Source organism: Kribbella sp. NPDC051952, assembly GCF_040680855.1.
Classification (GTDB): Bacteria; Actinomycetota; Actinomycetes; order Propionibacteriales; family Kribbellaceae; genus Kribbella.
Window position 1 is genome coordinate 1 of sequence record NZ_JBFAXQ010000021.1, and the last position, 17,834, is coordinate 17,834.

Genomic DNA, 17,834 nt, shown 5'->3' on the forward strand with positions numbered 1-17,834 from the left:
CGAGTGGTGTCGATCCCGTGCGCGATGAACCCGCCGTCACTGGTCGGCTGGTTCGTCACGCTGTCTCCTCGCCGTCGGCGGTTCTGTTGCCGGTGCCCTTGAACTCCTCGAAGATCACCTCGTCCATCTTCGAGCCGGTCTCGATCAGCGCGGTCGCGAGGATGGTCAGCGAGCCGCCGTCCTCGATGTTGCGGGCCGCACCGAAGAACCGCTTCGGCGGGTACAGCGCGGACGAGTCGACACCACCGGACAGGATCCGGCCGCTGGCCGGGGCCGCGATGTTGTACGCGCGTCCGAGCCGGGTGATCGAGTCGAGCAGTACCACGACGTCGTGGCCGAGCTCGACCAGCCGCTTGGCCCGCTCGATCGCCAGCTCCGCGACCGTGGTGTGGTCGTCGGCCGGACGGTCGAACGTCGAGGCGATGACCTCGCCCTTGACCGTGCGCTGCATGTCCGTGACCTCTTCGGGCCGCTCGTCCACCAGCACGACCATCAGGTGCACTTCGGGGTTGTTCGTGGTGATCGCGTTCGCGAGCGCCTGCAGCACCATCGTCTTACCGGCCTTCGGCGGCGAGACGATCAGGCCACGCTGGCCCTTGCCGATCGGGCTGACGATGTCGACGATCCGGGTGGTGAGTACGCCGGGCTCGGTCTCCAGGCGGAGCCGCTCGGTCGCGTACAGCGGGGTCAGCTTGTTGAAGTCCTGCCGCTGCTTGGCGATCTCCGGGTCCGCACCGTTGACGGTGTCGATCCGGACCAGCGGGTTGAACTTCTCCTTGCGCTCGCCCTCCTGCGGCTGCTTGACCGCACCGGTGATCGCGTCACCCTTGCGCAGGCCGTACCGCTTCACCATCGAGAGTGCGACGTACACATCGTTCGGGCCGGGCAGGTAGCCGCTGGTCCGGACGAACGCGTAGTTGTCGAGTACGTCGAGGATGCCGGCGGCCGGGACGAGGACGTCGTCCTCGCTGATCGTCGGCTCCGGGTCGAACCGCTCGCCGCGGCCCCGGTTGCGGGTGGTGTTGTCGCGCGGGCTCGGGCTGCCGTCGCGGTTACGGTCCCGGTCGCGGCCCCGGCGGCGACGACGACGGCTGTCGCCTTCCTCACCGCGGTCGTCGCGGTTGTCGCCACGGTTGTCGGCGCGGCTGTCGGCGCGGTTGTCATTGGCGCGCGCGTTCTGGTCCTGCCGGTTCCGCTGGTTGTCACCGCGGCTGTCCCGGTTGTTGTCGCGGTTCTGACCGTCACGGTTGCCGTCACGGTTGTCACGCGCCTGGCTGTCGCGGTTGGCATCACGGTTGTCACGGGCCTGGCTGTCACGCTGGTTGTCGCGCGAGGTCTCCCGCGTGTTGTCCCTCGTGTTGTCCCGGTTGCGGTCGCGGCTCTGACCGCTGTCGCGGTTGCGGTTGTCGCGCGAGCGGTTCTGGTTCTCACCGCGGTCGTCGGCGCGGTTGTCCGCGGCCTGCTCGACCTTCGGCTCAGCCGGTGTAGAGGCGACAGCGGCGGTCCCGTTCTGGGACGCGGCGGCCGGTGCCTCGACCACGACGGCGGCCGGGGTGTCTGCGCCGTTCTGCGCAGCGGAGTCCTTCTCAGCGGCGGCGCGGGTCCGGCGACTGCCACCCTCGCGCTTGGCCGGCGCTTCGGCCTTCTTGGCCACGGGCGCCTCGGCAGCACCTTCGTCGAGCGTCGGCTGACTGGCCTTCGCCCGGGCACCGCCGGTGGAGCCGCCCGTCTGGGCGGCCTTGATCGCCTCGATCAGCTGGCCCTTGCGCAGTGCGCCGGTGCCTTTGATGCCCAGCGTCCCGGCGAGCTGCTTGAGCTCGGGGAGCAGCATGCCTTCGAGGCCGCCTCCGGCCTTCCGGCGACGCGTGGCGGTGGTCGCCGCAGCGTCGGATCCCGGGGCCGACGTGGTGCCGGCTCCGCTGGAGGCTTCAACAGTTTCTGTCACGTGAGGTCCTTCCCACACGGATCATCGATGTAGCAGAGGCACATCGATCAAATTCATCCCGACGACCGACGCAGTGCCGACTGTTCCGGCTTCGGCGGCGACGCGGGTTCAAGAGGCTCTCGCTCGATCTGAGTCCCCCCGGACATCTCCGGCGCAGGCGGCGCAAGGTCAAATCCACAGGAGGGTCGCCACACAACACAGGGTGCCGGGAGCACAGCCCGGATCGTGACGAGAGTTCACCGATCACCTGGAGGGGATCGGGTGAGTCGAGACTAGCACCACTAGGGGTCCTTCTGGTGACTCAAGGGGTCCAACGCGTGTCAGTTCCGCGGAATTCCCGGCAGGTCACCACCGGATTCCGCAGCTACCCCGCTTCGAGCGACCAGACCTGTACGCCAACTGGATCAATCCCCAGGTCATAGCGGGTCCAGCCGTCCGGCGCGGGCGGCGTCAAACCCTTCGCCTTGTCTGGGCCGCCCAGTACGAGCACGGTCGGTCCGGCGCCACTCACCACGGCCGGCAGGCCACTGCCCCGGAGCTTGTGCATCAGGGCCAGGCTCTCTGGCATCGCGGACTCGCGATAGTCCTGGTGCAGCCGGTCCTCGGTCGCCGTCATCAGCAACTCCGGCCGCCCGTCAAGAGCCGCTACGAGCAAAGCCGCACGGCCTGCGTTCGCGGCCGCATCCGCATGCGGTACGACGTTCGGCAGCAGACCGCGCGCCTGTTTCGTCAGCACCCGATTGTCAGGTACATAGGCGATCGCGACGAGCGACGTCTTCGGTTCGAGCCGGACCGCCTTGCCGGTTCCGCCTTCGCTCCAAGCGATCGTGAAGCCACCGAGCGCACTCGCCGCGACGTTGTCGGGATGCCCTTCGATCTCGGTCGCGAGCGCGACGATCCGGTCCCGGTCGAGCTGCTCACCAGCCAGCCCGTACGCCGCGGCCAGCCCGCCGACGATCGCCGCCGACGACGACCCGAGCCCGCGACCATGCGGCACGCTGTTCTCACACAGCAGCGAATACCCCGGTACGTCGGCACCGAGCGCCTTCAGTCCCGCCTCGATCGACTGCACGACCAGGTGCGACTCGTCCAGTGGCACCTCGCCCTGACCCGGACCGATCACCTCGACCCGGACGCCGGAACCACCCGGGGTCACGACGAGTTCGTCGTACAGCGTCAACGCCAGGCCGAAGGCGTCGAACCCAGGGCCGAGGTTGGCGCTCGTCGCCGGGACTCGCACCCGCACCTGGTCACACGGCCGCCGCTGCGCCGAACGGTCGTCCTTGTTCTCCACCGCGACCGCCTCAGGCCAGACCGGCAACGCGGGCGACGGCGTCGGTGTCGGCCGGTGTGACCGGGGACTCATCGGCCTTCGCGTGGTCCAGGGCCGTGTCGATGTCCTTCAGGCCGTGGCCTGTGACAGTGATCACGATGGTCGAGCCACCCGGCAGCCGGCCTTGGGCCTTCGTCTGCAGCAGTCCGGCGACGCCGGCCGCCGAGGCGGGCTCGACGAACACGCCTTCGCGGGCGGCGAGCTCACCCTGGGCGGCCAGGATCTGCTCGTCGGTGACCATCTCGATCCGGCCGCCGGACTCGTCCCGCGCGGCCTCGGCCAGCGTCCAGGAAGCCGGGTTCCCGACGCGGATCGCGGTGGCGGCGGTGTCCGGCTTCTCGACGATCGAGCCGCGCACGATCGGAGCCGCGCCCTCGGCCTGGAATCCCCACATCTGTGGGGTTTTCGAGGCCAGCTTGTCCTTCGCGTACTCCTGGTATCCCTTCCAGTAGGCCGCGATGTTGCCCGCGTTACCGACCGGAAGCAGGTGCAGGTCCGGGGCGTCGCCGAGCGCGTCGCAGACCTCGAAAGCGGCGGTCTTCTGACCCTCGAGGCGGACCGGGTTGACCGAGTTCACCAGGGCGACCGGGTAGTGCTTGCCCAGCTCGCGCACGATCCGCAGGCAGTCGTCGAAGCCACCGTCGATCGACACGAGCTTGGCACCGTGAACGACGGCCTGGGCCAGCTTGCCCTTCGCGATCCGGCCGGCCGGGATGAGTACCAACGGGAGCAGTCCGGCGCGCACGGCGTACGCCGCGGCCGAGGCCGAGGTGTTCCCGGTCGAGGCGCAGACGACCGCCTTGTCACCGGCCTGCGCGGCGAGCGAGATCGCCACCGTCATACCCCGGTCCTTGAACGAGCCGGTCGGGTTGTTGCCCTCGACCTTGAGCCAGACCTCGCAGCCGGTCTGCTCGCTGAGCCACTGCGCGGCCACCAGGGGCGTCCCGCCCTCGCCGAGCGTGACGACCGGGGTGTCGTTCGAGACCGGCAACCGGTGCCGGTACTCCTCGATCACGCCACGCCATTGATGAGGCCGCTGCTGCGCCATTCCTCTACCCGCCTTCTACCCGCATCACACTGCTGACTTCACGAACGGTGTCCATGTCCCGCAGGGCCTCCACGGTCGCGGACAACGCGGCGTCGGTCGCGGTGTGGGTGACCACCACCAACTGCGCGTCACTGCCCCGGCCCTCCTGGCGGACGGTCTGGATCGACACGTCGTGCTCGGCGAAGGCCTGGGCCACAGCCGCCAGCACACCGGCCTTGTCGGCCACGTCCAGCGACACGTGATAGCGGGTCGTCGCGTCGCCCATCGGCCGCACGGCTCGCTGGGTGTACGACGACTCGCCGACCCCCGGCACGCCCTTGAGCCGGTTGCGCGCGGCGGACACGAGATCCCCGAGGACTGCGCTGGCCGTCGGGGCGCCGCCGGCACCACGACCATAGAACATCAGCTGGCCGGCTGCCTTGCTTTCCACGAACACGGCGTTGTACGCGTCCCGAACACTGGCCAACGGATGGGTGGCCGGGATCATCGCCGGATACACCCGGGCGCTGACCGAGTCGGTCGGTTCGTCCAGTTCGCAGATCGCCAGCGACTTCACCACGCAGCCCATCGCGCGGGCCGACGCGATATCGGTCGCGCTCACCTCGGTGATGCCCTCGCGATGGACGTCGGCGATGGAAACCCTGGTGTGGAAGGCCAAACTAGCCAGCAGGGCGGCCTTCGCGGCGGCGTCGAAGCCCTCGATGTCCGCGGTCGGGTCGGCCTCGGCGTACCCGAGGGCCTGTGCCTCTTCGAGTGCTTCGTCGAAGCCGGCGCCGGTGCTGTCCATCTTGTCGAGGATGTAGTTCGTGGTGCCGTTGACGATGCCCATCACCCGGGTCACGTCGTCACCGGCCAGCGACTCGCGCAGCGGTCGCAGGATCGGGATCGCACCCGCGACGGCGGCCTCGAAGTACAGGTCGCGCTCGTACTTCTCGGCGGCGGCGAACAGGGTCGGGCCGTCCTCGGCGAGCAGCGCCTTGTTCGCCGTGACGACGGATGCGCCGTGCTCGAGCGCGGACAGGATCAGGGTGCGAGCCGGCTCCAGGCCGCCGATGACCTCGATCACGAGGTCCAGGTCGCCGCGCGACACCAGGGCCTGCGCGTCGGTCGTGATCAGCGCGGGGTCGACCGCGATGTCGCGCTCGCGTCCGGCCCGGCGGACGGCGATGCCCGCGATCTCCAGCCGGGCGCCGACCCGGGCGGCGAGATGATCAGCCCGCTCGGTCAGGATCCGCACCACCTCGGTGCCGACCACGCCACAACCGAGCAGGCCTACCTTCAAGGGTTTCTCGTTCACGCGTCCGCCCCCATGTCGAGTGCCAGCAGGTCGTCTTCGGTCTCACGCCGTACGACGACCCGCGACCGGCCGTCCTTGACCGCGATCACCGGTGGCCGCGGCACGTGGTTGTAGTTGCTCGCCATCGACCGGCAGTACGCACCGGTGCCGGGGACGGCGACCAGGTCACCGGGCCGCACGTCCGACGGGACGAACTCGTCCCGCACGACGATGTCACCGGCCTCACAGTGCTTGCCGACCACACGGGCGAGTGTCGGCTCGTTGTCGGAGTACCGGTTGGCGAGCGTGCACGAGTAGTCAGCGTCGTACAGCGCGGTGCGGATGTTGTCGCTCATCCCGCCGTCGACCGAAACATACGTACGCACGGCGCCCGCATCCAGCTCGACATCCTTGACCGTGCCGACCGAGTAGACGGTGCACATCGCCGGGCCGACGATCGCGCGACCGGGCTCGATCGACACCTTCGGGACGTCCACGTCGAAGGCACGGCACTCGTGCTCGACGATCTTGCCCATCTCGGTGGCCAGCTGCGCGGGGTCGGACGGGTCGTCCTGGGTGGTGTAGGCGATCCCGAAACCACCGCCGAGGTCGAGCTCCGGCATGTCCACGCCGAGCTCCTCGGAAACCCTTGCGTGCAAGGCGATCACGCGCTTCGCAGCGACCTCGAAGCCGGACGAGTCGAAGATCTGCGAGCCGATGTGCGAGTGCAGGCCGAGCAGCTCCAGCTCCGGTGCTTCGTTGACCCGGGCAACGGCCTCGTAGGCCGCGCCGGAGGTGATCGAGAAGCCGAACTTCTGGTCCTCGTGCGCGGTCGCGATGTACTCGTGGGTGTGCGCCTCGACGCCGGCCGTGACCCGGATCATCACCGGCGCGACGACGTTGCGCTCACCGGCGAGCGCGATCAGCCGGGTGATCTCGTGCTGCGAGTCGACGATGATCCGGCCGACGCCGGCATCGAGTGCGCGGGCCAGCTCCGACTCGGACTTGTTGTTGCCGTGGAACCCGAGGCGCTTGGGGTCCGCACCGGCCCGCAGTGCGACGGCCAGCTCTCCCCCGCTGCAGATGTCGAGGTTCAGGCCCTCTTCCATCACCCAGCGGACGACCGTCGTACAGAGGAAGGCCTTGCCCGCGTAGTAGACGTCGAAGTCCTTGAAGCCGAGCTTGAACGCGCGGGCGCGGGCGCGGAAGTCGTCCTCGTCCAGGACGTACGCCGGGCTGCCGTGCTCGGCGACCAGGTCCCGGACGTCGACACCGCCGATCTCGAGCGCGCCTTCACCGTTCTTCTTCGCAGTGAGCGACCAGAGCGAGGTGACCAGGTCGTTGGGGTCGCGTGGCGCGCGCAGCCACGGCGGCGCCTTGTGCCCGATGTCGGCGTGCAGCGCGCCCGCCTCGTGCGCCCTCACATCCGCTCCGGTGCGGAGACGCCGAGCAGGTCCAGCCCGTTGGCGAGCACGGTCCTGGTCGCGGAGACCAGGGTCAGACGAGCCTTGTGCACCGGCTCGACCTCCTCGTCGCCGCGCGGCAGCACGCGGCAGCTGTCGTAGAACTTGTGGAACGCGGCCGCCGTGTCCTCCAGGTAGCGCGCGATCCGGTGCGGCTCGCGCAGCTCGGCCGAAGTCGCGACGACGCGCGGGAACTCGGCCAGCGCACGGAGCAGGTCGCCCTCGCGCTCGTGGCTGAGCAGGCCCGGATCGAACTCGTCCAGCTTGATGCCGAGTTCGTCCGCGTTCCGCAGGATCGAGGCGAGCCGGGCGTGCGCGTACTGGACGTAGTAGACCGGGTTGTCACTGGCCTGGCGGGTCATCTCCTCGATGTCCAGCGTCAGCGGGGAGTCGGCCGGGTAGCGCGACAGCGTGTAGCGGAGCGGGTCGACGCCGCCCTCCTCGACCAGCTCGGCCAGCGTGACGATGGTGCCGGCCCGCTTGGACAGGCGCATCTCCTCGCCGCCCTTGAGGATCTTCACCAGCTGACCGATCAGGACCTCGATGTTGTGCTCGGGGTCGTCGCCGGCGCAGGCCGCGATCGCCTTCAGCCGGTTCACGTAGCCGTGGTGGTCGGCACCGAGCAGATAGATACAGACGTCGAACCCGCGCTCGCGCTTGTTCACGTAGTACGCCGCGTCGGAGGCGAAGTACGTCGGCTCGCCGTTGGACCGGATCAGGACCCGGTCCTTGTCGTCGGTGAAGTCCGTTGTCCGCATCCACAGTGCGTCGTCGGCGTCGTACAGATGGCCCTGCTCGCGGAGCTTCTGGATGGCGTGGCCGACGCCGTCCTGCTCGGTCAGGCTGCGCTCGGAGAACCACACGTCGAAGCTGGTCCGGAAGTGCTCGAGCTGACTCTGCTGCTCCTTGAGCTGGCGCTCGTACCCAGCCTCGCGGAACGCGACCAGCTGCTCGTCGGCCGGGAGGTCGGTGATGCCGGGGACCTCGGCCACGATCTCCTTGGCCAGGTCGAGGATGTACTCGCCGTGGTAGCCGTCCTCCGGGATCGGCTGCCCGTTCGCCGCCGCGGCCAGGCTGGCACCGAACTTCTCCATCTGGGCGCCGCGGTCGTTGATGTAGAACTCGCGCTTGACGTTCGCGCCGGCGGCGGTGAGCACCCGCGCCAGCGCGTCACCGACGGCGGCCCAGCGGGTGTGGCCGAGGTGCAGCGGCCCGGTCGGGTTGGCCGAGATGAACTCGAGGTTGAACGCCTGGCCGCTCAGGCTGTCGCCCGTGCCGTACTGCGGGCCGGCGTCGACGATCGACTGGGCGACCTTGCCCTGGGCATCGGCCGCGACCCGGAGGTTGATGAAACCCGGGCCGGCGATCTCGACCGCGGTGATCGCGTCGTCGTCGCGCAGCTTGGCGGCCAGGAGCTCGGCGAAGGCGCGCGGATTGAGCCCGGAGCGCTTGCCGAGCTGCATGGCGACGTTGGTGGCGTAGTCCCCGTGCTCGGGGTTCTTGGGGCGCTCGACCTTCAGCTCGCGCGGCAGCCCGCCCTCGACGGTGATGGTGCCGTCGTCGGCGAGCGCGGCCAGGGCCTGCAGGATCTTCTCAGCGAGCTGTTCCGGAGTCACTGCCTCAGCCTAATGGCCGCGCCCCCAAACCCTTGACTCGCTATCCACAGCCCGGTACGAGGTCAGTGCCGGGCACTCACCGTGACGTGGCTGTTGCGGACGAGCGGGGTGTTCCAGGGCGCCGGTTTGCCGTCGACGGTGATCGACAGGGCGGTACAGGCGTCAGCGATGCACTTGGCGTCGTACTGGACTCCCCAGAGGGTGAAGAACTGCGCGAGCGTGGGGTGCTCGGAGGCGGTTTTGGCTTCGACCCAGACGACACCGTCGGTGGTGTGGGTGTGGATGGCCGCCTGCTCGGCGCGGAGCCGGTCTATCCCGACGCCGGCCGGGATCTGCACCGGCTTGCCGTCGACGGTGACCGCGATGTGCAGGGTGTACGGCGAGGGTCCGGAGAAGTCGAGCGGGAGTCGTTCGAATCCGGCCTTGTCGATGTATGAGACCCCGTCGCGTGGCGCGTCCCACGGGGGTGCACTGGTCCGGAGCTCGGCCGGGCCGGGCTGCGCCGGGCCTACCTGGCAGCCGCTGCTGACGAGGAGCAGAGCGGCCGCGATTCCAGCCGCGCCCGCCCGGCGCCACCTGCCTGCTCTCATGAACAGCCAGGTTGCCATGCCGGGACGGGCGCGCGGCCGGAGGGTCAGTCGTCCGACGGCATCAGCACCCAGAGCACGATGTAGATCAGGAACTGAGGGCCGGGGAGCAGGCAGCTGATGACGAAGATCGCCCGCATCGTGTTCGCAGAGATGCCGAACCGGCGGGCCAGCCCGGCGCAGACACCGCCGATCCAGCGACCGTTGGACGGGCGGACCAGAGTGGTAGCCATGGGTACCGATTCCTTTCCACAGATGGGCTTACAACCACTATGACGCCGTCTCGGCGATAGTCGATCCCGCCGCACCGCCTTTCCAGGGTCGGATCAGGGCTCTCCCCAGTCGGCATCGGGACGTGTCCCCCAATTCGGGATTGCCAGGACTTTCCTGCTACTGTTCTGACCGTTCCTGAGCCCCCGTAGCTCAGGGGATAGAGCACCGCCCTCCGGAGGCGGGTGCGCAGGTTCGAATCCTGCCGGGGGCGCGTACCAGCCGAACCATTGCGGTTCGGCTTTTGTCGTTTCAGAGGCCAGTTGCGTCGAGGCAGTACTGCCAGATGTGTTGGCGGTCGGCTGGTGATTCTTGGGTCCGGGCGAGGTAATGGGTCGGACGGGGTTGCCTGTCGTGCCAGAACTTGCCGGTGGGGGGTTCGGGGGTGGTCGCGGCCAGCCAGACGGTGGTGTCGGCGCCTTCGGCCGGGGTGCGGAGTAGTGGGCGGGTGAGTTTGGTGAAGAGCGGGAGTGACGACGTCAGGCCCGGGGTGTCGGACCAGCCGGGGTGCATGGTGGCGACCGTGATGTTGTCGGGGGCCAGGCGGGTTGCCAGCAGCGGGGTCAGGGCTACCTGGATGCGCTTGGAGCGGGCGTAGGCGGTCGCGCCGCGGTAGGGATCGTTGCGGTACTCCGGGTCCTCGGTCGGCAACTGCTGGGTGTACATGCCCCCGGAAGCGATCAGGATCACTCGGCCGCCCGCAAGCTTGGGGCGGAGCAGGTCGGTAAGGAGCAGCGGGCCCAGGACATGGGTGGCCAGGGTGAGCTCGTGGCCTTGCGGGCTGAGGGCTCGTTTGGGCGGCATCACGCCGGCGTTGTGCACCAGCACGTGAATCTGGCCGGCCTCGAGCTCCTTGGCATACCGGCGCACGTCCTCCAGGTCGGACACGTCACAGCGGTCCAGGACGAGTTCGGCGCCTGGTACCTCGCGTTCGATGTCGGCCAGTGCCGTCCGCCCCTTGTCCAGGTTGCGGACAGCGAGGCGGACCGTCGCGCCCAGACGGGCCAGGCCGAGGGCCGTTGCTTTGCCCAGTCCTGATGACGCGCCGGTGACGATGGCGGTTCTCCCCCGCAGCGCGTCCGGCCGCGGGTCGTCGGCCGGCCAGGACGTACGGCGTACCAAGTAGCCGATGCGGCTGTAGCCGGGGAGGACAGTGCGGTCCAGGGCCGTGTCCAGAGCAGTGCGGAGGGCGGTCATCGCGTCAGCGCGCCCAGTGCGTTCTGCAGCCCGCGCTCGGCCTCGTCACCGAGCCGCCGGAACGGCCTGCGCATCAAGGGCTCCGCGAACCGGGCCAGGCCCTTCAGCTGGAACTCCGCGCGATATGTGACCCGGGTGCCGCCGGATTCGCCGCGGAACGTCATCGTGTCCCGGGCGACCACAGTCTTGTTCTCACCGCGCAGCACCACCCGGTTCGGGCGGTCCGACTCCTCCACGACGTACCGCAGCTCGGTCTCGCGACCCGCGAACGACGAGACGTTCCGGTACGTCGTACCGACGCCACCGTCGCCCTCGAGCCGGACCGTCCGGACTGTGCCTGGGTCCCACTCCTCTGTTGTTTCGAAGTCCGCCAGGTAGTCGAACACCAGCTCCGCCGGTGCCGCTACGACGACTTCCCGCTCGATCACGATCATCGGTCCGCCCTTGTGGTTGCGACTTGGTCCGCCCACCGCTCCGCCGCGGTGACCGGGTCATCAGTGACGTGCTCTGCCCCGACCGCAGTCGCGATCTCCGCGGAGGCACCCGCGCCGGCCAAGGCGACGGGCCAGTCCCGGGCCAGCTGGGTCAGGTCGGCGCGCACCGACTCGAACCGGCCGGCATCAGAGGACGCCAGCATCACTACGTCCGGTCCGAGCACCCCCGCGGCCTGCTCGATGTCGGAGATCGGCGAGTCCGCACCGAGGTAGATGACGCGCCAGCCTGACCGCCGGAGCACCAGCCCGAACGACAGCAGCGCGATGTCGTGCAACTCGCCGGGCGGGCACGCGAGCAATGCCCGCGGGCCCAGGCCGGCACCCCACCCGGGGGCCAGTCCGGCGAGCCGGGACCGGATCAGGTTGCTGGCGAAGTGCTCCTGCCCTACGGTCACCTCGCCGCGACTCCATCGTTCGCCGAGGTCGCGCAGGTACGGGATCAGCACGTCCCGGATGACGGCCTCGATGGACAGCGCGCCGAAGAGCTCGTCCAGCACGTGCTGTGCCGCCCGCTCGTCGAGTTCGTCCAAGGCGGACCTGAGGCTGGCTGCCCCACCTACCCCAGGTCCGCGGACGACAGCCGAGTCGGGCACCCCTCCGGCCCGCTCGGCCAGTACTGCACGCGCCGCCTCGGCCGCGGACAGACCCTGCGCGAGGTAGGCCCGCATCCGCCGCACTCGGTGCACGTCGCTCTCGGAGTACAGCCGGAAGCCACCGGACGACCGCATCGGCGCCAGCAGCCCGTACCGGGTCTCCCAAGCACGCAATACGTGCTCGCTGACACCGGCGCGCTTGCTCAACGCACCGATCCGCAGACCGCCCGGCCCCGAAGTCTCCACGAGGACACTATACAAACCCTAGACGTAACTTTGACAAGAGCCAGACAAGCTGTCTAATCTCTAGACAAACCTTAGACAAGCGGAGGGAATGCCGATGCGAGAAACCGTGGCCGTGGTCGGCGCCGGAGTGTCCGGACTGACCGCCGCGTACCTGCTGGCCCGTCAGTACGACGTAACGCTCTACGAGGCCGAACCGAGGCTGGGCGGACACGCCCACACCCATGACGTGACCGACCCCGACGGGCGCCCGCTCGCGATCGACACCGGGTTCATCGTCCACAACGCCCGCACCTATCCCCTGCTCCGCAGGTTGTTCACGGAGCTGGGCGTGCGGACGCAGCCGACCGAGATGAGCATGAGCATCAGCGACCCGTCCACGGGCCTGGAGTTCGCCGGCGGCCGCGGGATGACCGGGATCTTCGCGCAGGGCCGGCGGCTGTCGGACCCGCGCTTCCTCAAGTTGCTGACCGAGGTACGCCGGTTCCACCGCCGCGCCGCCGCCTACGTCGAGCGGACCGGCGACAGCGATCTCACCACCTTCGGCGCGTTCCTCGAGGCCGAGAAGTTCAGCCCGGCCTTCATCCGCCTGTACGCCGTACCCGTCGTGTCCTGCGTCTGGTCGTGCGGCGGCGGCTCGGCGCTGAACTACCCGGCCCGGTACCTGTTCCGGTTCCTCGAGCACCACGGGATGCTCTCGGTGAGCGGTTCACCGGAATGGCTGACCGTCACCGGCGGCTCCCGCCAGTACGTCGATGCCGTCGCCGACCGGCTGGACGCGATCCGCAGCGGCGTCCCGGTCCGGTCCGTGCAGCGGCATCCCGACGGCATCGCGGTGACCGTTGCCGACGGCAGCACGACGGACTTCGACCGGGTCGTGCTGGCAACGCATGCCGACCAGGCGCTCGAGCTGCTCGCGGACGCGACGCCTACGGAGAAGTCCGTACTCGGACCGTTCGAGTACAGCCGTAACGAGACTGTGCTGCACACCGACACGTCGTTGCTTCCCGCAACGAAGAACGCGCGCGCGTCCTGGAACTACGTCGTTCGTGGTGACGCCCCACTGACGACGTACTGGATGAATCGGTTGCAGGGCCTGGAGACCGACGAGACCTACCTGGTCACGCTGAACGGCGCGGACGCGGTCGATCCGGCGAAGGTGATCGCGCGGATGGACTACGAGCACCCGATCTACACCCCGAAGGCAGTGGCTGCGCAGCAGCGGCTGCGGTCGTTGAACACCTGGCGGACCACTTTCGCCGGTGCGTACCACGGCTGGGGTTTCCACGAGGACGGCTGCCGCGCCGGGGTGACGGCGGCGGAGTCCTTCGGAGTGCGCTGGTGACGACGGTCGGAGAGGTCCCCACCGTTCCGGCCGTCGTCACCGGCTTTGTCCGGCACGGGCGGTCGATCCCGATCCGGCACGGCTTCCAGCACCGGGTGTACCAGTGGCTCGTCGACCTCGACGATATGCCGAGGCTGCCCTGGTACTTGCGGCCGCTGGGCGGGTTCGACGTACGCGATCACCTCGGCGGCCACGGTCCGACGATCAAGGCAGGACTGCGCCGCTACCTGGCCAGTCACGGCATCGAGTACGACGGCCGGGTCCTGATGCTCGCCAACGCCCGCGTGCTCGGCCATGTCTTCGATCCGATCACCGTGTTCTGGTGCGTCGACAGCCCGTACGTCGTCGCCGAGGTGCACAACACCTACGGCGAGCGGCACGCGTACCTGCTGACACCGGAGGCGGACGGCAGCGCCAAGACCGCGAAGAAGTTCTACGTCTCGCCGTTCAACGACGTGTCCGGTTCTTATCGGCTCAAGTTCGAACTCGATCGCGAACGCGTGCGAGTCCAGGTCAGCCTGTCGCGTGGCCAGCGGACCGTATTCGGCGCGAGCTTCGACGGCGTACCGCGACCGGCCACCCGTCGAGCGGTCCTGGCCGCAGCGGTGCGGATGCCGCTGATGCCACAGCGGGTGTCGGCACTGATCCGGCTGCACGGGTTGTGGCTGTGGGCCCGGCGTCTCCCTGTGGTGAAACGGCCTGAACAGAAGTCCCTGCGCGGCCGGATCACCGGGCTGATCGTCAACCGCATCCTCAACCGGGTTCCAGTCCGCGCGCTGTACCCGGACGGCACTGTCCTCGGCGGCGGTGGGCCGGATGCGCCCGCAGTACGGATCGCGCGGCCGGAGTCGCTGTACGCACGGCTGGGACAGAACCCCAAGATCGGGTTGGGCGAGGGCTACACGGCCGGTGACTGGGAGCCGGCCGAGGGCAGCGACCTGGGTGAACTGCTGACCCCGTTCGCGGCCCGGCTCACCGAACTGGTGCCGCCTTCGCTGGTCCGCTTCCGGCGGTTGGTCGACCAAGGCATCCCCAGCCGCCTGCGCAATACGCCGAATGGTGCCCGCAGCAACATCAGTGCGCACTACGACCTCAGCAACGGGTTGTTCGCCGCCTTCCTGGACCCTGGGATGTCGTACAGCGCAGCCCTGTTCGACAGCCCCCAACAGTCACTGGAGGAGGCCCAGCGCAACAAGGTGGAGCGCATCCTCGACCAGGCCCGGGTCGGACCGGGCAGCCGGGTGCTCGAGATCGGCATCGGCTGGGGCACTCTCGCGATCGCCGCCGCGCGGCGTGGCGCTCACGTCACCGGCATCACGTTGTCGAGAGAACAGCTGACGCTCGCCCGCGAGCGGGTCGCCGACGCCGGGCTGACCGACCTGGTCGACCTGCACCTGCAGGACTACCGCGAGCTGACCGGTTCGTACGACGCGATCGTCAGCGTGGAGATGGTCGAGGCCGTCGGGGAAGAGTTCTGGCCGGAGTACTTCCGCACGCTCGACCGCGTGCTGGCGCCCGGCGGATCGGTCGCACTGCAAGCGATCCTGATGGAGCACGACCGGATGCTGGCCACCCGGCGCTCCTACAGCTGGATCCAGAAGTACATCTTCCCGGGCGGCCTGATCCCGTCCCGGACCGCGATCGACGAGACGCTGGCGCGCCACACCGGCCTGGTGGTGCAGGGCGATCACCGGTTCGGCCAGGACTACGCAGAGACGCTGCGTCGCTGGCGGCGGCAGTTCGACGTGAACTGGCCGGCCATTCGCGCACAGGGCTTCGACGAGGCCTTCCGGCGTACGTGGGAGTTCTATCTCGCGTACAGCGAGGCGGGCTTCGCCTCGGGCTACCTCGACGTCGGCCAACTCGTGCTCAGGCGACCCGATCCTCACCCGGAGTCCGACCGAACGCCTGGTGATACGCGCGGGTGAAGTGGGCGGCGCTGGTGTAGCCGACCCGAAGGCCGACCTCGGCCGCGGTGATGGCCTGGGTGCGCAACAGGACCCGCGCCTCCTGGAGCCGGATCTGCTTCTGGAACTGGATCGGCGTCATCGAGGTCGCGGCGCGGAAGTGCCGGTGGAACGTCGACGGGCTCATCCCGGCCAGCTCGGCGAGGTCGGCGACCAGGAGTAATTCGTGGTGGTGGCGGCGGATCCAACTGATCGCGCGCGAGATGTGCGCGAGCATGCCGTCGGCCAGGCCGATCTGACGGACCAGGCCGCCCTGTTCGCCGGTCAGGAGACGCCACAGGATCTCCCGCCGGATCCCCGGCGCCAGCACCCGCACCTCGTCCGGATGGTCGGCGATCCGCAACAGCCGTACGACGGGATCGAGCAAGTCAGGCGTCGCGTCGCTCACCACCAGACCGGCGTACTGCGGTGGTCGGTCCGGAAGGTCGACCAGCAGCGGGGCGATCTCCACCGGATCGAGCCGCAGGCTGACCACCTCGAACGGTTCGTCGTGGCTGGCCTTCAGGGCCTGGCCGACCACCGGAAGGTCCAGTGACGTGACCAGGAACTGGCCGACGCCGTACTCGTAGGCGACGCCGTTGAGCATCGTCCGCTTGATGCCCGAGGCCACGATCGCGACGGACGGCTGCGCCATGCTCGCGGTCAACTCGGTCGGTTCGTCGCGCCGGCTGACCAGCACTCCGTCGATCAGGTGCACGCTGTCGCCGCGCTGGCCGGCCGTGTGCCGGGTGATCAGGGTCCGGAGTTCGTCGAGCAGATCCACCCTTCCAGTGGAGCACAGTGCCGATGACAAGGCGGCAGGATCGCGCAAGCCGGCGCCAGTATCACGCTCACGCCCCGGCGCACTCCGGTGCTGTCATGGAGAAGACGGCAACGATGAGAAAGGCACCACCTGTGAATCGCAGAATCCTCGGCGGCACCGGTATCTCGGTCAGCGAGCTCGCGCTCGGCGCGATGATGTTCGGCGCGATGGGCAATCAGGACCACGAGGACTCGGTCCGGATCATCCACCGCGCCCTCGACGCGGGCATCAACCTGATCGACACCGCCGACGTCTACTCCGGCGGCGAGTCCGAGGAGATCGTCGGTACGGCGATCCGCGGCCGGCGCGACGACGTCGTCCTGGCGAGCAAGTTCGGGCTACCGATGGGTGAGGACCCGAACCAGCGCGGCGCCTCCCGCCGCTGGATCATGCGGTCGGTCGAGAACAGCCTGCGCCGGCTCGGCACCGACCACCTCGACCTGTACCAGCTGCATCGCCCCGACCACGAGACTGATGTCGCCGAGACGTTGTCGGCGCTGTCGGACCTGGTCCAGGCGGGCAAGATCCGGGCGTTCGGCTCGTCGATGTTCGCGGCCGAAACCATCGTCGAGGCGCAGTGGGCCGCCGAGCGTCGCGGCACCCACCGGTTCCGGACCGAACAGACCATGTACTCGATCCTGACCCGCCGGCCGGAGGCGTCGGTGTTCCCGGTGGCCCAGCGGCACAACCTCGGCGTACTCACGTTCGGACCGCTGAACAGCGGCTGGCTCTCCGGCCGGGCGAACCAGGCCTCGTCGCACCGGTCCACGTTCCGGCCGTCGAGTTTCGACCCGACCACTGCGACCGGTCAGGCCAAGGCCGCGGCCGTTGCCAAGCTCGCGCCCCTTGCGGCCGAGGCCGGGATGACGCTCCCGCAGCTGGCCATTGCGTTCGTCCGGGCGCATCCGGTGGTCACGTCGGTGTTGATCGGCCCGCGAACCCAGGAGCATCTCGACACCCTGCTCCCGGCCGCCGGGCTCACGCTGTCCGCCGACGTGCTCGACCGGATCGACGAGATCGTTGCCCCAGGCACCGAGCTGGATCCGGCCGACAACTACAACGCCGCTCCCCCGGCGATCCTCGACGCCACCCTCCGGCGCCGCTGATCACACGTCCGGCAGGGCGATCATCGACAGGACCACGCGATCCTTGCCCGGCGTCTCCTGCAGGTGCGGCTCCAGCAGGGCGCTGATGCCGTCGCGGATGGTGGTGAGGTCCTCGCTGTCGACGTACAGCGCGAGTTGGCTGTAGCCGAGCTGGGCCATCCGCGGGTAGAGGTCGCCGCTCTCGACCAGGCGGTCGAAGTCGGCGGCCAGGCGGGTGAGGACGAGCAGGAACGCCTGCCGGTGCTGTTCGGGCGTCATCGCACGGGCCTCGGCCTCGTCGATGCGGCCCTTCGACTGGTCCAGGGTGAGGGTGCGCTCGATCGTGCCGCGGACGCGTCGTTCCCGGACCACGCTGAGGAAGCCCGCGTCGATCAGTACGGCGACATGCCGGTACAGGCTCGTGGTCGGGACGTCGGGGAGATCGCGCTTGAGCTCGGTCGTGGTCAGCTCACGACCGAGCAGGCGCTGCGTGATCCGCCAGCGGATCGGATGCAGCAGCAGGTCCGACACCGGCGTCGGCGATTCATCCATGCACGCACTCCATCACGG

At 69.1% G+C, this 17,834-nt stretch carries 16 protein-coding genes and 1 tRNA gene; 4 read left to right on the forward strand and 13 right to left on the reverse strand.

The annotated features are described in order from the left end of the window. Nucleotides 1–55 precede the first annotated feature (55 nt). The 8 genes from rho to AB0L70_RS31150 all read right to left on the reverse strand — a co-directional run bounded on the left by rho (nucleotide 56) and on the right by AB0L70_RS31150 (nucleotide 9,501). Nucleotides 56–1,945 (reverse strand): transcription termination factor Rho, encoded by a 1,890-nt coding sequence (rho, locus tag AB0L70_RS31115; protein ID WP_363690332.1) that lies wholly within the window; start codon nucleotides 1,943–1,945, stop codon nucleotides 56–58. Nucleotides 1,946–2,309: 364 nt separating this feature from the next. After that, nucleotides 2,310–3,311 (reverse strand): homoserine kinase, encoded by a 1,002-nt coding sequence (thrB, locus tag AB0L70_RS31120; protein WP_363690333.1) that lies wholly within the window; start codon nucleotides 3,309–3,311, stop codon nucleotides 2,310–2,312. Continuing rightward, nucleotides 3,250–4,326: a threonine synthase gene (gene thrC, locus AB0L70_RS31125; protein WP_363690334.1), complete on the reverse strand. Its 1,077-nt coding sequence runs from the start codon at nucleotides 4,324–4,326 to the stop codon at nucleotides 3,250–3,252. The genes thrB and thrC overlap by 62 nt, the downstream gene beginning before the upstream one ends. 4 nt (nucleotides 4,327–4,330) lie before the next feature. Continuing rightward, nucleotides 4,331–5,623: a homoserine dehydrogenase gene (locus AB0L70_RS31130; RefSeq protein ID WP_363690335.1), complete on the reverse strand. Its 1,293-nt coding sequence runs from the start codon at nucleotides 5,621–5,623 to the stop codon at nucleotides 4,331–4,333. Beyond that, the gene (lysA, locus tag AB0L70_RS31135; protein WP_363690336.1) at nucleotides 5,620–7,026 is read right to left on the reverse strand and encodes a diaminopimelate decarboxylase; all 1,407 of its coding nucleotides are present in this window, start codon (nucleotides 7,024–7,026) and stop codon (nucleotides 5,620–5,622) included. The genes AB0L70_RS31130 and lysA overlap by 4 nt, the downstream gene beginning before the upstream one ends. Next, complete coding sequence (gene argS / locus AB0L70_RS31140; protein ID WP_363690337.1) at nucleotides 7,023–8,681, reverse strand: arginine--tRNA ligase; 1,659 nt, start codon at nucleotides 8,679–8,681, stop codon at nucleotides 7,023–7,025. Before argS ends, lysA begins: the two co-directional genes overlap by 4 nt. A gap of 62 nt (nucleotides 8,682–8,743) precedes the next feature. Continuing rightward, entirely contained in the window at nucleotides 8,744–9,271 is a 528-nt protein-coding gene (locus AB0L70_RS31145) for a hypothetical protein (protein WP_363690338.1), read from the reverse strand. Nucleotides 9,272–9,315: 44 nt separating this feature from the next. Continuing rightward, nucleotides 9,316–9,501, reverse strand: coding sequence for a PspC domain-containing protein (locus tag AB0L70_RS31150; protein WP_363690339.1), 186 nt, complete (start codon nucleotides 9,499–9,501; stop codon nucleotides 9,316–9,318). 179 nt (nucleotides 9,502–9,680) lie between these two features. Here AB0L70_RS31150 and AB0L70_RS31155 point away from each other — a divergent pair. Further along, nucleotides 9,681–9,752 (forward strand) — tRNA-Arg (locus AB0L70_RS31155). A gap of 38 nt (nucleotides 9,753–9,790) precedes the next feature. Here the strand turns inward: AB0L70_RS31155 and AB0L70_RS31160 are convergent. Genes AB0L70_RS31160 through AB0L70_RS31170 form a run of 3 tightly spaced genes read right to left on the reverse strand, consistent with a single transcriptional unit; the run spans nucleotide 9,791 to nucleotide 12,068 of the window. Next, on the reverse strand, nucleotides 9,791–10,735 hold the full coding sequence (locus AB0L70_RS31160; RefSeq protein ID WP_363690340.1) for an SDR family NAD(P)-dependent oxidoreductase: 945 nt from the start codon (nucleotides 10,733–10,735) through the stop codon (nucleotides 9,791–9,793). Next, complete coding sequence (locus AB0L70_RS31165; RefSeq protein WP_363690341.1) at nucleotides 10,732–11,169, reverse strand: SRPBCC family protein; 438 nt, start codon at nucleotides 11,167–11,169, stop codon at nucleotides 10,732–10,734. The genes AB0L70_RS31160 and AB0L70_RS31165 overlap by 4 nt, the downstream gene beginning before the upstream one ends. Further along, nucleotides 11,166–12,068, reverse strand: a complete 903-nt coding sequence (locus AB0L70_RS31170) for a cobalamin B12-binding domain-containing protein (protein ID WP_363690342.1) — start codon at nucleotides 12,066–12,068, stop codon at nucleotides 11,166–11,168. The genes AB0L70_RS31165 and AB0L70_RS31170 overlap by 4 nt, the downstream gene beginning before the upstream one ends. Nucleotides 12,069–12,162: 94 nt before the next feature. Between AB0L70_RS31170 and AB0L70_RS31175 the strand changes: the two genes are divergently transcribed. Then, a complete protein-coding gene (locus AB0L70_RS31175; protein WP_363690343.1) occupies nucleotides 12,163–13,410 on the forward strand; it encodes an FAD-dependent oxidoreductase in 1,248 nt (415 codons plus the stop codon). After that, entirely contained in the window at nucleotides 13,407–15,338 is a 1,932-nt protein-coding gene (locus AB0L70_RS31180) for a DUF1365 family protein (protein ID WP_363690344.1), read from the forward strand. Before AB0L70_RS31175 ends, AB0L70_RS31180 begins: the two co-directional genes overlap by 4 nt. On the opposite strand, the gene AB0L70_RS31185 is transcribed toward AB0L70_RS31180, so the two are convergent. Further along, complete coding sequence (locus AB0L70_RS31185; RefSeq protein ID WP_363690345.1) at nucleotides 15,280–16,140, reverse strand: AraC family transcriptional regulator; 861 nt, start codon at nucleotides 16,138–16,140, stop codon at nucleotides 15,280–15,282. The genes AB0L70_RS31180 and AB0L70_RS31185 overlap by 59 nt on opposite strands. A 131-nt stretch (nucleotides 16,141–16,271) precedes the next feature. On the opposite strand from AB0L70_RS31185, the gene AB0L70_RS31190 reads away from it, so the two are divergent. Beyond that, nucleotides 16,272–17,285 (forward strand): aldo/keto reductase, encoded by a 1,014-nt coding sequence (locus AB0L70_RS31190; RefSeq protein ID WP_363690346.1) that lies wholly within the window; start codon nucleotides 16,272–16,274, stop codon nucleotides 17,283–17,285. On the opposite strand, the gene AB0L70_RS31195 is transcribed toward AB0L70_RS31190, so the two are convergent. After that, nucleotides 17,286–17,816 (reverse strand): helix-turn-helix domain-containing protein, encoded by a 531-nt coding sequence (locus AB0L70_RS31195; RefSeq protein WP_363690347.1) that lies wholly within the window; start codon nucleotides 17,814–17,816, stop codon nucleotides 17,286–17,288. Nucleotides 17,817–17,834 lie beyond the last annotated feature (18 nt).

Coding starts and splice junctions, on each gene's coding strand:
- thrB (WP_363690333.1), bottom strand. CDS start 3,311: ATGAGTCCCCGGTCACACCGGCCGACACCGACGCCGTCGCCCGCGTTG.
- thrC (WP_363690334.1), bottom strand. CDS start 4,326: ATGGCGCAGCAGCGGCCTCATCAATGGCGTGGCGTGATCGAGGAGTAC.
- AB0L70_RS31145 (WP_363690338.1), bottom strand. CDS start 9,271: ATGAGAGCAGGCAGGTGGCGCCGGGCGGGCGCGGCTGGAATCGCGGCC.
- AB0L70_RS31150 (WP_363690339.1), bottom strand. CDS start 9,501: ATGGCTACCACTCTGGTCCGCCCGTCCAACGGTCGCTGGATCGGCGGT.
- AB0L70_RS31160 (WP_363690340.1), bottom strand. CDS start 10,735: ATGACCGCCCTCCGCACTGCTCTGGACACGGCCCTGGACCGCACTGTC.
- AB0L70_RS31165 (WP_363690341.1), bottom strand. CDS start 11,169: ATGATCGTGATCGAGCGGGAAGTCGTCGTAGCGGCACCGGCGGAGCTG.
- AB0L70_RS31175 (WP_363690343.1), top strand. CDS start 12,163: ATGCGAGAAACCGTGGCCGTGGTCGGCGCCGGAGTGTCCGGACTGACC.
- AB0L70_RS31195 (WP_363690347.1), bottom strand. CDS start 17,816: ATGGATGAATCGCCGACGCCGGTGTCGGACCTGCTGCTGCATCCGATC.